The organism is Microbacterium sp. NPDC080005, assembly GCF_040702445.1.
Classification (GTDB): domain Bacteria; phylum Actinomycetota; class Actinomycetes; order Actinomycetales; family Microbacteriaceae; genus Microbacterium; species Microbacterium oleivorans_D.
Genome location: NZ_JBFBLD010000002.1, coordinates 147423 through 163239, shown reverse-complemented (window position 1 = coordinate 163239; position 15817 = coordinate 147423). Strand labels below are relative to the sequence as shown.

13 protein-coding genes are annotated in these 15817 nt (G+C 71.6%); 2 read left to right on the top strand and 11 right to left on the bottom strand.

What is annotated here, in order from left to right; translation table 11 throughout:
- Window positions 1-3: 3 nt before the first annotated feature.
- The 4 genes from AB0259_RS07675 to AB0259_RS07660 form a co-directional block, all read right to left on the bottom strand.
- Window positions 4-1386 (bottom strand): aspartate aminotransferase family protein, encoded by a 1383-nt coding sequence (locus AB0259_RS07675; RefSeq protein ID WP_366222499.1) that lies wholly within the window; start codon window positions 1384-1386, stop codon window positions 4-6.
- A 75-nt stretch (window positions 1387-1461) separates the two neighbouring features.
- The gene (locus AB0259_RS07670) at window positions 1462-2823 is read right to left on the bottom strand and encodes an aminotransferase class V-fold PLP-dependent enzyme (RefSeq protein ID WP_366222501.1); all 1362 of its coding nucleotides are present in this window, start codon (window positions 2821-2823) and stop codon (window positions 1462-1464) included.
- The gene (locus AB0259_RS07665; RefSeq protein WP_366222503.1) at window positions 2820-4532 is read right to left on the bottom strand and encodes an amidase; all 1713 of its coding nucleotides are present in this window, start codon (window positions 4530-4532) and stop codon (window positions 2820-2822) included. Before AB0259_RS07665 ends, AB0259_RS07670 begins: the two co-directional genes overlap by 4 nt.
- The gene (locus tag AB0259_RS07660) at window positions 4529-5563 is read right to left on the bottom strand and encodes an agmatine deiminase family protein (protein ID WP_366222504.1); all 1035 of its coding nucleotides are present in this window, start codon (window positions 5561-5563) and stop codon (window positions 4529-4531) included. Before AB0259_RS07660 ends, AB0259_RS07665 begins: the two co-directional genes overlap by 4 nt.
- 67 nt (window positions 5564-5630) lie before the next feature.
- Here AB0259_RS07660 and AB0259_RS07655 point away from each other — a divergent pair, with 67 nt between their 5' ends.
- A complete protein-coding gene (locus AB0259_RS07655; protein WP_366222505.1) occupies window positions 5631-6254 on the top strand; it encodes a TetR family transcriptional regulator C-terminal domain-containing protein in 624 nt (207 codons plus the stop codon).
- Window positions 6255-6331: 77 nt separating this feature from the next.
- Here the strand turns inward: AB0259_RS07655 and AB0259_RS07650 are convergent, their stop codons facing one another.
- The gene (locus tag AB0259_RS07650) at window positions 6332-7678 is read right to left on the bottom strand and encodes an FAD-dependent oxidoreductase (protein ID WP_366222507.1); all 1347 of its coding nucleotides are present in this window, start codon (window positions 7676-7678) and stop codon (window positions 6332-6334) included.
- A 137-nt stretch (window positions 7679-7815) separates the two neighbouring features.
- Between AB0259_RS07650 and AB0259_RS07645 the strand changes: the two genes are divergently transcribed.
- Window positions 7816-9399 (top strand): PucR family transcriptional regulator, encoded by a 1584-nt coding sequence (locus AB0259_RS07645; protein ID WP_366222508.1) that lies wholly within the window; start codon window positions 7816-7818, stop codon window positions 9397-9399.
- A 7-nt stretch (window positions 9400-9406) separates the two neighbouring features.
- On the opposite strand, the gene AB0259_RS07640 is transcribed toward AB0259_RS07645, so the two are convergent.
- From AB0259_RS07640 to AB0259_RS07615, 6 genes are read right to left on the bottom strand one after another with little or no spacing between them, the layout of a single operon-like run.
- On the bottom strand, window positions 9407-9742 hold the full coding sequence (locus tag AB0259_RS07640) for a cupin domain-containing protein (RefSeq protein ID WP_366222510.1): 336 nt from the start codon (window positions 9740-9742) through the stop codon (window positions 9407-9409).
- Complete coding sequence (locus AB0259_RS07635) at window positions 9739-11175, bottom strand: FAD-dependent oxidoreductase (RefSeq protein WP_366222512.1); 1437 nt, start codon at window positions 11173-11175, stop codon at window positions 9739-9741. Before AB0259_RS07635 ends, AB0259_RS07640 begins: the two co-directional genes overlap by 4 nt.
- Window positions 11172-12830, bottom strand: coding sequence for an amidohydrolase family protein (locus AB0259_RS07630; RefSeq protein WP_366222513.1), 1659 nt, complete (start codon window positions 12828-12830; stop codon window positions 11172-11174). The genes AB0259_RS07635 and AB0259_RS07630 overlap by 4 nt, the downstream gene beginning before the upstream one ends.
- Window positions 12827-13738 carry an ABC transporter permease gene (locus tag AB0259_RS07625; protein ID WP_366222514.1) on the bottom strand — a complete coding sequence of 304 codons (912 nt, stop codon included), beginning with the start codon at window positions 13736-13738 and terminating at the stop codon, window positions 12827-12829. Before AB0259_RS07625 ends, AB0259_RS07630 begins: the two co-directional genes overlap by 4 nt.
- Window positions 13735-14619, bottom strand: a complete 885-nt coding sequence (locus AB0259_RS07620) for an ABC transporter permease (protein ID WP_251578356.1) — start codon at window positions 14617-14619, stop codon at window positions 13735-13737. Before AB0259_RS07620 ends, AB0259_RS07625 begins: the two co-directional genes overlap by 4 nt.
- On the bottom strand, window positions 14612-15799 hold the full coding sequence (locus tag AB0259_RS07615) for a spermidine/putrescine ABC transporter substrate-binding protein (RefSeq protein ID WP_366222515.1): 1188 nt from the start codon (window positions 15797-15799) through the stop codon (window positions 14612-14614). Before AB0259_RS07615 ends, AB0259_RS07620 begins: the two co-directional genes overlap by 8 nt.
- Window positions 15800-15817: the final 18 nt, after the last annotated feature.

The following is a 15817-nucleotide window of genomic DNA, read 5'->3' as shown; positions in this document are numbered from 1 at the left end:
GTGTCACAGGCGAGCGGATGCCTCGGTGAGGACGCTCCGCAGGATGCCCTCGATCTCGTCGAACTCGGCGGGGCCGATCGTCAGCGGCGGCGCGAGCTGGATCACGGGGTCGCCGCGGTCGTCGGCGCGGCAGTAGAGGCCGGCGTCGAACAGCGCCTTCGAGAGGAAGCCGCGCAGCAGACGCTCGGACTCGGCGTCGTCGAACGTCTCCTTCGTCGCCTTGTCCTTCACGAGCTCGATGCCGAAGAAATAGCCGTCGCCGCGCACGTCGCCGACGATCGGCAGATCGAGGAGGCGCTCGAGCGACGCCCGGAACGCCGGTGAGTTGTCCCGCACGTTCTGCAGCAGACCCTCCTCCTCGAAGATGTCGAGGTTCTCCATCGCCACCGCCGTCGACACCGGGTGCCCGCCGAACGTGTACCCGTGCGGGAACGACGTCGTCCCGTGGGCGAAGGGCTCGTGGATGCGGTCGCTGATGATCGTGCCACCCAGCGGCGAGTACCCGCTCGTGACCGCCTTGGCGAAGGTGATCATGTCGGGCTGGTAGCCGTAGCGGTCCGCGCCGAACCACTCGCCGAGACGGCCGAAGGCGCAGATGACCTCGTCCGAGACCAGCAGCACGTCGTGACGGTCGCAGATCTCGCGGACGCGCTGGAAGTAGCCGGGAGGCGGCGGGAAGCATCCGCCCGAGTTCTGCACCGGCTCGAGGAAGACCGCTGCGACCGTGTCGGCGCCCTCGAAGAGGATCGCCTCCTCGATGCGGTCGGCCGCCCACTTCCCGTACTCCTCGGGGGTCGCACCGGTGAAGCCCTGCTCGGCCGCGCGGTACCAGTTCGTGTTCGGCACGCGGAAGCCGCCCGGCGTCACCGGCTCGAACATCGACTTCATGCCCGGCAGTCCGGTGATCGCGAGCGCGCCCTGCGGTGTGCCGTGATACGCGATGAAGCGCGAGATCACTTTGTGCTTCGTCGGCTTGCCCTGCAGCCGCCAGTACTGCTTGGCGAGCTTGAACGCGGTCTCGACCGCCTCGCCGCCGCCGGTCGAGAAGAAGACCCGGTTGAGGTCGCCGGGGGCCAGGTGGGCGAGCCGGTCCGCGAGCTCGATCGCGGACGGGTGCGCGTACGACCAGATCGGGAAGAACGCGAGCTCCTCGGCCTGCCGGGCCGCCGCCTGCGCGAGGCGGGCTCTGCCGTGTCCGGCGGCGACGACGAACAGGCCCGAGAGCCCGTCGATGTACTTCTTGCCGCTCGCATCCCAGATGTGGTGACCGTCGCCCTTCACGATGATCGGCACGCCGGACCCCTCGGTCATCGACGACTGCCGTGCGAAGTGCAGCCACAGGTGATCACGGGCCTTCGCCTGCAGGTCGGTCTCGGACGGTGCCATGGGTTCCTCCGGTGCGTCGTGGGTGGGTGGGTGGAGCGGATGCCGGGAGTCAGCGAATCGAGTCAGCGCATGGTGTCAGCGCATCGTGTCCAGGATTCCGACGAGGTCCTCGAACGTCGTGCGGGGGTTCAAGATCGCGAAGCGCGCGTTCGTGCGCCCGGCGTGGCTGGACGGCGTGACGAAGGCGTGCTGGTCGTCGAGCAGGCGGTTCGACCAGGCGGTGTAGTCGTCCTTGGACCACCCGCGGCGCTCGAACACCACGACGCTCAACTGCGGACGCCGCACGAGCTCGAGCTCCTCGCGCGACTCGATCTCGGCGCCGATGCGCTCGGCGAGCGAGATCGAGCACGTGATGGCTTCGCGGTAGACCTCGGCGCCGTACGTCGCGAGCGAGAACCACAGCGGCAGTCCGCGGGCCCGCCGGGTCAGGTGGGCGGCGAAGTCCGACGGGCTCCAGTCGCTCGTCTCCGTGAGGGTGTCGAGGTACTCCGCGTGCTGCGTGTGCGCCCTGCGGCCGAGCTCGGGGTCGCGGTACAGCAGGGCGCAGGCGTCGAACGGGGCGAACAGCCACTTGTGCGGGTCGACGATGAGCGAGTCGGCGTGCTCCAACCCCGCGAAGTAGTGCCGCGCGTCGGGGGACAGCGCGGCGGCGAGACCGTAGGCGCCGTCGACGTGCAGCCACACGCCGTGCTCACGGGTGACCTCGGCGACGGAGGCGATGTCGTCGACGATCCCGAAGTTCGTCGATCCGGCCGTCGCGACGACGGCGAAGACGCTGTCTCCGTGCGCGTCGAGCGCCGCGCGCACCGCATCTCCGTGAAGGACCCCACCGGCATCCGGCGCCACGGGAACGACCTCGACATCCATGACCCGCGCTGCGGACGCGATCGAGGAGTGCGCCTCGGCGGAGCACACGACGCGCCAGCGGTCCGGACGGATGCCGCGGTCCCGGGCTGTCTCGCGTGCGGCCACGAGCGCCGACAGGTTGCCGAGGGTGCCGCCCTGAACGAAGACGCCGCCGGCGGTCGCGGGCAGCCCGAACTCGCCGGCGAGCCAGCGCAGCACCTCGTTCTCGGCGTGGACGGCTCCGGCGCCCTCGAGCCAGGACCCGCCGTAGAGCGCGCTCGCCGAGACGACGAGGTCGAACGCTGCGGCCGCCTTCGACGGTGCGCTCGGGATGAACGACAGGTAGCGCGGATCGTCGGTCGTGATGCAGGCCGGCGCGAGCACGTGCTCGAAGACCCCGAGCGCCTTGCGCGCCCCGATGCCCTGCTCGCTGATGGTGACACCCGCGAGGCGGGCGAGCTCGGCCGGCGGCAGCGGCTTGTCGAGCGGGTTGTCGTCGGTGAGCAGACGCTGGCGCGAGTAGTCGAGGACGAGGTCGACGATCTGACGGGTCTCGTCGGTCACGTCGTGCATGCGGGCGGGCTGGGTCATCGGTTCTCCGGGGTGGTGCGGGGGAGTGCGGGGGTGCGCGGCGGTCGGGTCCGGCGGGCGCCCAGACGTTCGAAGGCTACGCCGAGGCGCAGCAGCACGGCGTCGTCGTACGCGCGCCCGGCGATCGTGAGGCCCACCGGCATCCCGGTGTCGGTCATCGTGCCCATCGGCACGGTGAGGGTCGGGATGCCGAGGTGCCGGATCGCGAGGTTGCCGTTGGCGATCCAGACGCCGTTGCGCCATCCGAGGTCCGCCGAGGCGGGATTCACGTCCATGTCGGCCGGGCCGACATCGGCGACGGCGGGGAAGACGACCGCGTCGAGACCAGCGGCATCCATCCACTCTTCGAGGTCGGTGCGGCGGATGCGCTCGAGCGCGCGCAGACCCCCCTCGAGTTCGGGCATGTCGTCCATGCCCGCGCCGGGATGGGCGCGCACCCACTCCGGGTACTCGGCGATGTCGTCGTCGAAGCCGGTGTAGCGGTCGGGGAGGGCGCTCGGCGGGTGCGGGAAGATCGCGGCGCCGTCGACACCGGCGAGCGTCGAGAGGGCGGGGTCGCCGTTGGCGGCGAGGAAGTCGTCCCACGCCCACGCCGACAGGTCGACGATCTCGCGCTGCAGGTAGCCCTCGGGAACGCGCTGGTGGATGGTCGATGCGCCCGTCCGGTCGCCCTCGTAGTCGCTCACGACCGGGAAGTCGACGTCGACGACGGTGGCTCCCGCCGCCTCGAGGTCCGCCCGTGCCGCGCGCCACAGCTCGAGCACCGACTCGCGGGTCTCGATGCGCCGGCCGGTCGGGCCGCCGATGCCGGTGCCGGTCCCGGCATCCGGGTCGGCGTTGATGTACATGCGCGGGATGCCCAGACGCACGCCCGCGAGCGTCGCGCCGTCCGCGAGGGCGGCATAGGACCTCGGGCGCACCGCCGACGCCGCGGGCAGTTCCACCCACGGCTGCGCGCGCCAGAAGTCCCCACGGGTCTCGGTGTCGTCGGCGACGATGACCTCGAGGACCTCCAGGAGGTCGGCCATGGTGCGGGTGTGCGGGACGACGACGTCCATCGTCGGGACCAGCGGCCAGTTGCCGCGCACCGAGATGACGCCGCGCGACGGCGTGTAGGCGCAGAGCGCGTTGTTCGAGGCGGGACCCCGACCCGAGGACCAGGTCTCCTCGCCGAGGCCGAACGCGGCGAAGCTCGCGGCGGTCGCGGTGCCGGATCCGTTCGAGGATCCGCTGGCGAACGGCGCAGTGAGCCACTCGGCGTTGTACGGGCTCTCGGCGCGGCCGTACACGCCGCGCTGCATGCCGCCGTTGGCCATCGGGGGCATGTTCGTGAGGCCGAGGCAGATCGCCCCGCCGGCGCGCAGGCGCTCGATCGTGAACGCGTCGCGCTGTGCGACGAGGTCCGCGAAGGCCGGCGACCCGGCGGCGGCCGTCAGCCCCCGCACGAGGTAGCTGTCCTTGGCCGTGTACGGGATGCCGTCGAGCGGGCCGAGGGTCTCACCGCGAGCGCGACGCTCATCGGATGCCGCGGCCTCCGCCCGCGCATCGGGGTTGCGCACGACGACGGCGTTCAGCGCGGTCGTGGTGCCGGGGCCGTCGTACGCGTCGATCCGGGCGAGGTACGCGTCGACGAGCTCGACGGCCGTCGCCTCGCCCGACTCCAGCGCAGCGCGCAGCTCGGCGATGGTCGCCTCGACGACGTCGATCATCGGCTCACCGCCGGCTGCTGCTGCGTGATGCAGTGGATGCCGCCGCCGCGGGCGAACAGGGGGCGTGCGTCCACCGTCACGACCTCGCGGCCGGGGTAGGCCTCCGCCAGGATCGCCCGGGCCCGCGCATCAGCCTTCTCCTCACCGAAGCCGCAGGCGATGACCCCGCCGTTGACGACGAGGTGGTTGACGTAGCTCCAGTCCACCGGGCCGTGGGCGTCGGTCAGGGCCTCGGGTGCGGGGAGGCCGACGATCTCGAAACGGCGACCGGCGGCATCCGTCTGACCCTCGAGCTCGGTGCGGAGTTGCGCGGTGACGGCGTGGTCGGGATGCGCGGGGTCGTGCTGGTCGTGGAGCAGGATGCGGCCGGGCGAGGGGATCGTCGCGACGATGTCGACGTGCCCGTTCGTACCGAAGTCGTCGTAGTCGCGGGTCAGGCCGCGGCTCAGCCACACGGCGTTCGTGGCGCCGAGGGTGCGGGCCATCTCGGCCTCGACGCGCGCGCGGTCGGCGAACGGGTTGCGGCGCGGGTCGAGCTGAACGGTCTCGGTGAGCAGCACCGTGCCCTCGCCGTCGACGTGGATGCCGCCGCCCTCGTTCACCAGCATCGACGAGACCAGCTCGGCGCCGACCTCGCCCGCGACGAGGCGGGCGTGCGCGGCGGAGTCCCGCCACTGCGCCCACTCGGGGGCGCCCCAGCCGTTGAAGATCCAGTCCACGGCGCCCAGGACGCCGGGTCGCTCGTCGTCGACGACGAAGGTGGGGCCGTGGTCCCGCATCCAGTACTCGTCGACGGGAGCCTCGAGCAGCGTGACCTCGCCCGGCAGCATGCTGCGTGCGCGGGCCGTCTCGGTCGGGTCGACGACCATCGTGACGGGCTCGAACCGGGCGATGGCCGTGGCGACGGCTGCCCACGTGGCGTACCCCTCCGCGCGCTCGGCGTCGGTCTCACCGAGGGTGAGACCTTCGCGGGGGAACGCCATCCAGGTGCGCTCGTGCGGGGCGGTCTCGCTCGGCATCCGCCAGGCCATGGCGTCTCCCTCAGGTGTCGGGTACCTTATTGATCGTTTGATCAACAAGGGGGAGGCTACCGAGTCCATGACACAGACGTCAACCGTCCGCCGGATGCGGAAGAGCCCGGCCGAGCGCCGCGACGAGATCGCCGCCGCGGCACGCCGGATCGCGCTGGAGGACGGCCTGGACGCCGTCACCCTGCGCGCGGTGGCCGCCCGTGTCGGCGTGGCGCCCGGACTCGTCGCCCACCACGCCGACGGGATGGACGTGCTCGTGGCCGAGGCCTTCGGCGCCGTCGTCGCGGAGGAGCTGCGGGCGGTGCGTGCCGCCATGCGGGCGACGGATGCCGCGACCGCGCGTCTCGGCATCCTGCTCGACACGGTCCTCGGGGACGAGCCGAGCGCCGTCACGCTCGTGTGGGTCCAGGGGTGGGCGCTGGCCACCCGCAACGAGGAGCTCGCCGTGCGCGTGCGGGCCGAGATGGACGCGTGGCAACGGGCGCTCGCCGCTGAGATCGAGCGCGGTCGCGAACGCGGCGAGTTCGGCGCTGTCGACGCCGACGCGATCGCCTGGCACCTGCTTGCGATCATCGACGGCCTCGGCGCCCAGGGGCTCGTCCGCTGGCGCGCCGACCCGTCTCGCACCGACCTCACGCGCCGCGCGCTCGCGGCGCTCCTCGGCGTCTCCGCCGACGCGCTGCGCGCCTGACCGTCGCCGACCTCTCGAGCCGATGCGAACTGCGGTCATCCCGCCGGAACCGATGCCGTTCGCGTCGGGTCGGCGCGTCATCGGCCGGCGATGAGGTCGGCGATGCGGGCGACGGGCGAGGTGCCGCCGCCGCGGTCCTCGCGCGCGTCGGCGAACCGGTACGCGCCGTAGATCCCGTGGACGGCGAGCCAGCGCAGCGGCTCGGGCTCCCATCGCCGGGCGCGGTGCCCGACCCAGGGCAGCGATACGAGGTCGGAGTCCTCGCCGAGCACGAGGTCGGCGAGCGTGCGACCGGCGAGGTTGGTGGTCGCCACACCGGTCCCGACGTAGCCCCCCGCCCATCCCACGCCCGCCGCGCGGTCGAAGCCCACCGTCGCCGCCCAGTCCCGCGGCACGCCGAGGACCCCCGACCAGGCGTCCTCGACGGGGACATCGGATGCCGCGGGGAAGAATCGGCGCAGCAGTTCGGTCAGCGACGCCACGGTCCTGCCCGGCGTCGCCCCGTCGGTGTCGATGCGAGAGCCGTACCGGTACGGCACACCGCGTCCGCCGAACGCGATGCGGCCGTCGGCGGTGCGCTGCGCGTACATGTAGACGTGCGCCGCGTCGCCGAGGGTCGCGGCATCCGTCCATCCGATCCGCTCCCACGCCGCCTCCGGCAGCGGCGCCGTCACGATCATCGACGAGTTCATCGGCAGCCAGGTGCGATGCTCGCCGCGCAGGTCGGTCGTGAAGCCCTCCGTGGCGCGGATCACGGCGCTCGCGCGCACGACGCCCCGGTCGGTCACGGCCCGTCCCGGCAGGATCTCGGCGACCGCGGTGTCCTCGAAGATCGTGACACCGCGTCGCTCGACGGCGGCAGCCAGTCCGGCCAGGAGCTTCACCGGATGGATGCGGGCGCAGTGCGGATGCCACACGGCGCCGAGCGTGCCCGCGACCCGCACGTGCTCCGCGGTGCGCGCGGCATCCCACCGCTCCACGTCGGTGCCGGGCCACGCCGACTCGGCCGTGAACAGCGTGTCGAGGCGTGCGAGCTGCGCGGCGCTGCGCGCGACCGTCAGCTCGCCGCCCTTGCGGATGTCCGCGTCGATGCCCTCGGCCGTCGCGACGCGGATCACCTCGTCGACGGTGTCGTTCATGGCGCGCTGCTGGCGGATGCCGCCGTCCCGTCCGTACCGCTCGCGACCACCGGTGACCGAGTTCGTCAGCCATCCGCCGTTGCGGCCGGAGGCTCCGAACCCGGCGAAGCGGCGCTCGAGCACGGCGATGCGCAGCTCGGGCCGGCGCTCGGCGAGGTAGTAAGCGGTCCACAGCCCCGTGTACCCGGCACCGACGATCGCGACGTCGACGTCGAGATCACCGGGGAGAGGCGCGCGCGCCGGAATCGATCCGTGGTCACGCCACCAGTGCGAGACGGTGGTCACAGATGCTCCTTCTCTGCGGTGCCGCGGGACGCTGCGGCAGTCCTCCGGACGGATCGTCCGGAACGGTTAGGCTGAGCCCACCTGTGCTCCCTGGACCCGAACGGCGAGTGTCGATGCCCCACCCCGACGATGATCGGATGCCGCAGCGGACCGAACGTCCGGACGGCGCCGTCAGCCTGCCCCGGGTGCGGGAGGTGCTCGCGCTGAGCGCCGTGCAGTCCGGCCGCCCGGAGGTGCTGGTCGGGGGACCGCCCCTCGACGCGCTCGTGCGGTGGGTGCACGTCTCCGACAGTCCCGGTGTCGCTCGGCTGCTGAACGGCGGCGAGCTGCTGCTGTCGACGGGCTCGGCGTGGCCCGACGACCCCGGCCGCTTGAGCGAGTTCGTCGGGGAGCTCGCGCGCGCGGGGCTCTCGTGCCTCGTCCTCGAACTCGGCACCCATCATGCGCAGGTGCCGGATGCGGTCGTCGAGGCCGGTCGGGACGCCGGTCTGGCGGTGATCGCCCTGCACCGCGAGGTGAAGTTCGTCGCGATCACCGAGGCGGTGCATCGCCGGATCATCGACGATCAGTCCGCGGCCCTGCGGGTGCGGGAGGAGGTGCGGTCGCGGTTCACGGCGCTCGCCTTGCGCGGCGCGCCCGCCGACGACATCGTCGCGCAGGTCGCGCACGTCCTGTCGGCGCCCGTCGTCCTCGAGACACTCGCGCACGACGTCGTCGTCGCCGAGGTGCCGGCCGCGATCGAGGAGGAGACGCTCAGCCGGTGGGAGGTGCGCTCCCGGCTCGCACACCGCGGAGCGGGCGAGCAGGATTGGCTCATCGTGCCGGTGGAAGCACGTGGAACGCGGTGGGGGCACCTCATCGCCCTGCCCGGTCCGCCCCACGCTGCGGGACGTGTCAACGTCGTCGAACAGGGAGCGCTGGCGCTCTCGTTCGGTCGGCTCACGGAGGGCGGCGCGGCGGAGTGGGGTCGCATCGGCCGCAGTCAGCTCCTCGACCGACTGGTCCGAGGTCGCTTCGGCGCCCGCGGGCCCGTGACCGCGCGGGTCGAGGCGGCGGGGCTGCCCGTCGAGGGAGCCCAGCTTCGCGGGGTGGTCGCGACCGGTGTCGCACCCGACCCGCAGGTCGCCGACGAAGCGGCGCGCCGTCTCGGCGGCCGAGCGCTCGCCGGATCGCCGGCCGGCAGCGGCGTCGCGATGCTCCTCTCGTTGCCGACCCGTGACGGGTTCGACGACGACACCGCCCGCGCGTTCGCCGCCGGTCTCGGCGGGGATCCGGATCGGATCGTCCTGTCCGTCGGCTCCGCCGCGACCGGGCTGGACGCCGGTCTCGCGTCGTTGCAGGAGGCGATCGACCTCGCCCGCGGAGCATCGGCGCCGTACGCCGGCGGTCCGCATGTGCGGCGAGCGGAGGACCGTCCCCTCGCGCGGCTCATCACCGCTCTGCGGGACGACCATCGCGTCATCGAGCACGGCGAGCGGATGCTCGCGCCCCTCATCGACTACGACCTCGCCCGGTCGGGGGACCTGTTGGATGTGCTCGAGGCGATGCTCGCCCATCCCGGCAACCGCACCGCCGCGGCATCCGCGTCGCACCTGTCGCGCTCGGTGTTCTACCAGCGGATCGCGCTCATCCAGGAACTGCTGGGCGCCGATCTGGACGACGGCGAGGTGCAGACCGCGCTGCACCTCGCGCTGCTCGTGCGTCGTGCGACGGTGGGCTGAGGGCACGTCACGCGCCGCCCGTCACGTAGACCTTGCGCAGTGTCTCGGTGACCGTCCAGATCGTCTCGGTGCCGGCGCTGAGACGGCCGACGGTGCCGGGGCGGAGCGTCAGCTCGCCGCCTGCCCACCGCACCGTCGCGCGACCCGAGAGGACGACGAACACCTCGTCGTCCTCGACGTCGGTCGACGTGCCGGGGGTGTGCTCCCACACGCCGACCACGGCGGTCAGCTCGACGAAGCCCGCCTCGGGTGCGCCGTCGACGACCTGGTCCGCGGGCACGGGTGTGAGCGGGATGACGAGGGATGCGGCATCCTGCTCCGTCTGCGGCTCGAGGACGCTCACGAGTCGAACCCGAGACCGAGCGCGTCCAGGGCCCGCAGGAGGGCGTTGCGCCGACCGCGGCGGTGGTCGGCGCGGTCGAGCGACCACCGGGTCGCTTCGATCCCGATCGCGGCCACAGGCTCGGGCGGGAACGGGAGGGGGCGCTTGCGCACCATCTCGAGTGCGGTGCGTTCGGTATCCCGGCCGTCGAGCAGGTCGAGCATCACCTCGGCGGCGAATCGAGTCGACCCCACACCCAGGCCGGTGAACCCGGCGGCGTAGGCGACCCGTCCGCGTCGGGCGGTGCCGAAGAACGCCGTGAACTGGGTCGAGGTGTCGATCGCGCCGGCCCAGCGGTGCGAGAAGCGCAGCCCCTCGAGCTGCGGGAACGTCGTGAAGAAGTGACTCGCGAGCCGGCGCCACGACTCCGGACGATCCTCGTAGCGCGGGTCGACCCGCCGGCCGTAGTGATAGACGGCGTCGTAGCCGCCGAAGAGGATCCGTCCGTCCCGGGTCGGCCGGTAGTAGTGGAACTGGTTCGCCATGTCGCCGATGCCTTGGCGGTTCCGCCATCCGATCGCGTCCCACTGAGCCTCGCTGAGCGGCTCCGTCATCAGGACGTAGTCGTAGACCGGCACGGTCATGAGGCGGTTGCGGCGCAGCAGCGAGGGGAACACGTTCGTCGCAAGGGCGGCGTGCGCGGCATCCACCCGGCCGTCGTCGGTGACGACCGAGACGCCTCCCGCGGGCGGGGTCTCAACAGACCGGACGTGGGTCCGCTCGGCGATCACGACCCCGCGCTCCTCGCAGGCGCGGGCGAGCTCGGCCGCCATCAGGCCGGGGTGCACGAGCGCCGTCGTGTCCTTCTCCCAGACGGCGCCGAGATACGTCGGCGAGCCGACCTCGCGTCGGGCGGCCGCCTCGTCCAGCAGTGTCACGTGCGGGTCGTCGGCGGCCCACTCCTCGAGCCAGGCGAGTTGGTGCTCCTCGACGGCGGGGGCGAGTTGCCCCGTCCGCTCGAACTGGATGTCGATGCCGTAGTCGCCTTCGGCGGCCGCGATCGCGTCGAGGTTCTCGCGGCCGAGTCGGTCGAGCATCGGCATCTCATCGGGCCAGCGCGCCTGTCCGTTCTCGGGGCCATGGGTGAGACTCGCCTCGCAGAACCCGCCGTTGCGCCCCGACGCCGCCCACCCGACGCGGTTCGCCTCCAGAACGAGCACGCGCAGGCCAGGATCCCGGGTGACGGCGAGCAACGCCGTCCACAGGCCGGTGTACCCCGCACCGACCACCACGAGGTCGGCGCGGTGCGTGCCGTGCAGCCGCGGCCGGTCGGGGCGCAGGGCGCGGGGCACGTCCTCCGTCCAGAACACCGCATGACGGCTGCCGTCGAGGCCGTGGTCGATGACGGATGCCGCCGGTGGCTGCCGCTCGAAGACCGTCGTATGGGCGCTCACGCGTCCTCCGACGCGTAGACCCGGGACCCGTCGACGAAGGTCTGCAGCACGCGCGTGGCCCCGATCCGGTCGGCGGGGCCGGCGAACGGATCACGGTCGAGGACGGCGAGGTCGGCGGCTTTGCCGACCTCGATCGTCCCGGTCGTCTCGTCGAGGTGGTTCACCCAGGCCGACCCCGCCGTGTAGGCCGTGAGCGAGGTGGCGAGGTCGATGGCCTGCTCGGGCAGGAACGCCTCGTACTCGCCCTCCTCGTGTCCTGGTGCGGCCTTGCGGTTCACCGCCGTGTGGATGGCCGCGAGCGGGTCGGGTGTCGACACCGACCAGTCGCTGCCCGCCGCGAGGACCGCCCCGGCGCGGAGGAGGTCGCCGAAGGGATACTGCCAGGCGATCCGCGGCTCGCCGAGGAAAGGCAGCGTGAGGTCGATCATCTGCGGCTCGTAGGTCGCCCAGAGCGACTGCATGTTGGCGGCGACGCCGAGCTCCCGGAATCGTGCGACGTCGTCGGGGTGGATCACCTGCAGGTGCGCGATGTGGTGCCTGCCGTCGGTGCGACCGTTGCGGGCGATCGCGTGCTCGACGGCGTCGAGGCACTGACGCACGGCACGGTCGCCGATCGCGTGGAAGTGCACTTGGAAGCCGAGCGCGTCCAGCTGCGGGACTGCCTCGTCGAGGATCTCGGGGTCGACGAACGAGATCCCCGAGTTGTCGGTGGGATGGCCGTGACCGTCGTGGTACGGCGCGAGCATCGAGGCGGTGAAGTTCTCGGCGACGCCGTCCTGCATGATCTTGATGCTCGTCGCCTGGAAGCGGCCGTGGCTGAAGCGGTCCCGGCGGTCGACGAGCGAGGGGATCTGCTCGAGCCCCGCCGTCCGGTCCCACCAGAGCGCGCCCACCACCTTGCCCGTGAGCGAACCGTCGCGGGCAGCTTCCCGGTACGTCTCGCCCTGGTCGACGAGGTCGCTGTAGGTGCCGACGATCGCGTCCTGCCACGCCGTGATCCCGAACGAGTGCAGATACCGCTGGCCGGCGAGCAGCGCCTCGCGCAGGAAGATGGGCGAGGGGTCGTCGATCAGCCGGTTCACGAGCGACATCGCCCCCTCGTGGAGCGTGCCGGTCGGGTGGCCGTCGGCATCCCGCTCGATCCGTCCGTCGTCCGGGTCGGGGGTGTCTCGGTCGATGCCGGCGAGGCGGAGCGCGGCCGAGTTCACCCAGGCGCCGTGCCCGTCGCGGTTCGGGAGGAAGGCGGGGCGGTCCGGCAGCACCCGGTCGAGCACCGCCGCGGTAGGTGTCCCGCCAGGGAAGGCCGACATCGCCCACCCTCCGCCGAGGATCCACTCCTCGTCGGGATGGGAGGCCGCGTACTCCGCGATCGTCGCGAGGTAGTCCGCCTCGGTCGTGCCCTCGCCGAGGTCGCAGCGGAGCAGCTCCAGTCCGCCCGACACGGGGTGCACGTGGGCGTCCTGGAAGCCCGGCACGAGCAGGCGACCGGCGAGATCGACCACCTCGGTGCGCGGTCCGATGAGGTCGGTCAGGTCGTGTCCGACGGCGACGATGCGACCGCCGGACACGGCGACGGCGGACGCGCGTGATCGGACGGTGTCGGCGGTGAACACGGGACCGCCCGTGAAGACGAGGTCAGCGGATGCCACGGTCATCCTCCTCCCATGGTGCGGGCGATGTCGGTGGCCGAGTCGCCCGCCCGACGCAGGACGATCGCGACGACGGCGAGGGCGACGAGGGTCAGCAGCAGCATGACGGTCGACACCGCCGCGATCTCGGGGCGCAGCCCCGACCGCACGGCGCTGAGGACGTAGACCGGCCAGGGCGTCGATCCCGACACCTGCACGAAGGCGGCGATGACCGTGTTGTCGAGGCCGAGCGTGAACGAGAGCAGGAAGCCGGCGAAGACCGCGGGTGCGGCCAACGGCAGGGTCACGCGACGGAAGGTCGTCAGCGGCGAGGCGTAGAGGTCGCTCGAGGCCTCCTCGAGGTTCGCCTCCTGCCCGACGAGACGGGCGCGGACGAGGTACGAGACGACGGCGGTCGAGAAGAGCGAGGCGCCGATCGACAGGCGTACGATGCCGTCGTTGAAGACGGCCATACCGGCATCCTGCCCGAGCATGACGAACCAGGGGAGCAGGGCGACGGCGTCGACGATCTCGGGTGTGACCGAGACGAACAGCAGCAGCCCCAGGAACCACCACACCCATCTGCCGGGGTGGCGCGCCATCGCGATGCCCGCGAGGGTTCCGAGGACCGTCGCGATCGCGGCGGAGAAGGCCGCCGTCACGATCGACACCCGCACGGCGTTCTGCACCGCGGGCTTCTCGAGGATCGTCGCGAAGGCATCGAGTCCGAATCCGTCCCAGGACACGAGCAGCCGTCCGGTGTTGAACGAGTAGACGACGATCACGATGATCGGGGCGAACAGGAAGAGCACGACGAGGATGCCCCACACGTTGAGGGCGAGATCGCTCCAGGAGCGGTGGGCCCGGCGGTCGCTGCCGGGCAGCGTGCCCTCGCTGCGGCGCAGGATCGCCTCGGTCTTGGTGGTCACGCTCATGCCGGGATCTCCAGACGGTTCCGCAGCCGCATCGGCAGCAGGACGAGCCACACGAGGGCGGCGGCGACGCCGATGCTCAGCGCGATGACGAGCATGAGGACGACGGCCATCGCCGAGCCGAGCGCCCAGTTCTGGGCGGTCTGGAACTGACTCGCGACGAGCTGGCCGACCATGTTCCCCTGGGCGCCGCCGAGGACGGTGGCGGTGATGTAGTCGCCCATGAGCGGGATGTACACGAGCAGGACGCCCGCCACGATGCCGGGTCGCGAGAGCGGCAGCGTCACCCGGGCGAACGTGGCGAGCTTGCCGGCGCCGAGGTCCTTCGATGCCTCTCGCACCAGCGGGCCGACACGGTCGAAGGCCACGAACAGCGGCAGGATCATGAGCGGCAGGTAGTTGTAGACGACGCCCAGCAGGACCGCGCCGCGTGTGTAGAGCAGGTCGAGCGGCCCGTCCAGCAGGCCGAGTTGCTGCAAGGTGGACGACAGCCATCCCTCCGGCGCGATGATGACCTGCCACCCGATGGTGCGGACGAGGAAGTTCGTCCAGAACGGGATGAGGATGAGGGCCAGCAGGATGCCGCGGCGCTGCGGTCGCACCTTGAACGCCATCCAGTACGCCACGGGTGCGCCGATGAGGAAGCACAGTACGGTGCCGAGCACGCCGACCCAGAGGGTGTTCTGGAAGGTCGTGAAGAACGTCGGCGACAGGGCCTCGACATAGCGGTCGAACGAGAGCACGTCGTTCGCGTGCGTCCCGAAGATCCCCGGTTTGTAACCGAAGCTGAACCACACGACCAGCAGCACCGGGGCGACGAAGAAGGCCACCAGCCACGCCCAGGCGGGCAGGGCGAGCAGGCCGCCGAGCGAGCGTCTACGCACCCGCAGCGGCCTTCATCTCGTTCCAGATCTCGACACGCGTCGTCTGCGAGTCGTTGAGCTGCTGCTCGTGCATCGTCGCGAGCTGGGACTCGGTGAAGAAGATGAGGTCGGTCAGCTCCATGCCGGCGCCCTCCGCCTCGGACTGCATGTCCTTGCCGCCGACGTTGTAGCCGATGTAGTCGAGCGACAGCATGAGCGATTCGGGTGTGAGCGAGTAGTTGATGAACGCGTGCGCGGCTTCGGGGTGCGGGGCACCCGCTGCGATCGCCCAGTTGTCCATCCACAGCTCGGTGACGGGGCCGGGGAGGACCCACTGCCAGCGGTCGGGCTCGCTGGATTCGAGCAGGCCGAGTCGAGCATCGCCGTTCCACGCCTGCATCAGCACCTGCGTGCCCTGCGGGATCGCGTTCGTTCCGGGGTAGGAGTCGAAGGCAGAGATGTGGGGCGCGATCTCGTTCACGAGGAACGCCCGGCACGCCTCGAGCTGGTCGGCGTCCTGGGTGTTCCAGTCCAGGTCGTTCGCCCAGAAGTAGGCACCGATGATGCCCGCAGGGTCATCCGACATGCTCGTGCGGCCGCTGGCCTCGTTCTGCGCGGCGTCGAAGAAGTCCGACCAGGTGGTCAGTTCGCGGGTGATGACGGTCTTGTCGTAGACGAAGCCGGTCGTGCCCCACGCCTTGCAGACCGAGTACTCGTTCTCGGGGTCCCAGGCGCGGCCGAGCGAGGACGGGTCGAGGTTCGACAGGTTGGGAAGGAGGTCCTTGTTCAGCTTCGTGAGCAGCCCGTTCTCGATCATCTGCGGGATGAAGACACCGGTGGGGACCACGATGTCGTAACCGCTGGTGCCCTTCGCCGCGACGAGCTTCGCGATGAGCTCCTCGTTCGAGCTGTACGAGTCGAGCGAGACCTTCGGACCGAGCGACGACGTGAAGCCGGAGACGACGTCGGGGGAGTCGTAGTCGCCCCACGTGTACACCGAGAGCGCGTCTTCCAGAGCGCCGCCGCTCGCCTGCGCCTGCGGTCCGGTGCTCGAGCCGCCACCGGGCGCGCACGCGGCCAGGAGGGCAGCCGCCCCGCCGAGCGCCGCGAGGCTGAGGACCTGACGACGTGAGATCTCGCGACGGATGAAGGGGATTGCATCGGCGTGGGCGAGGACGCGGATCGGGTTCGGCTCGGTCATCGGGTGCCTCCGGGTCGG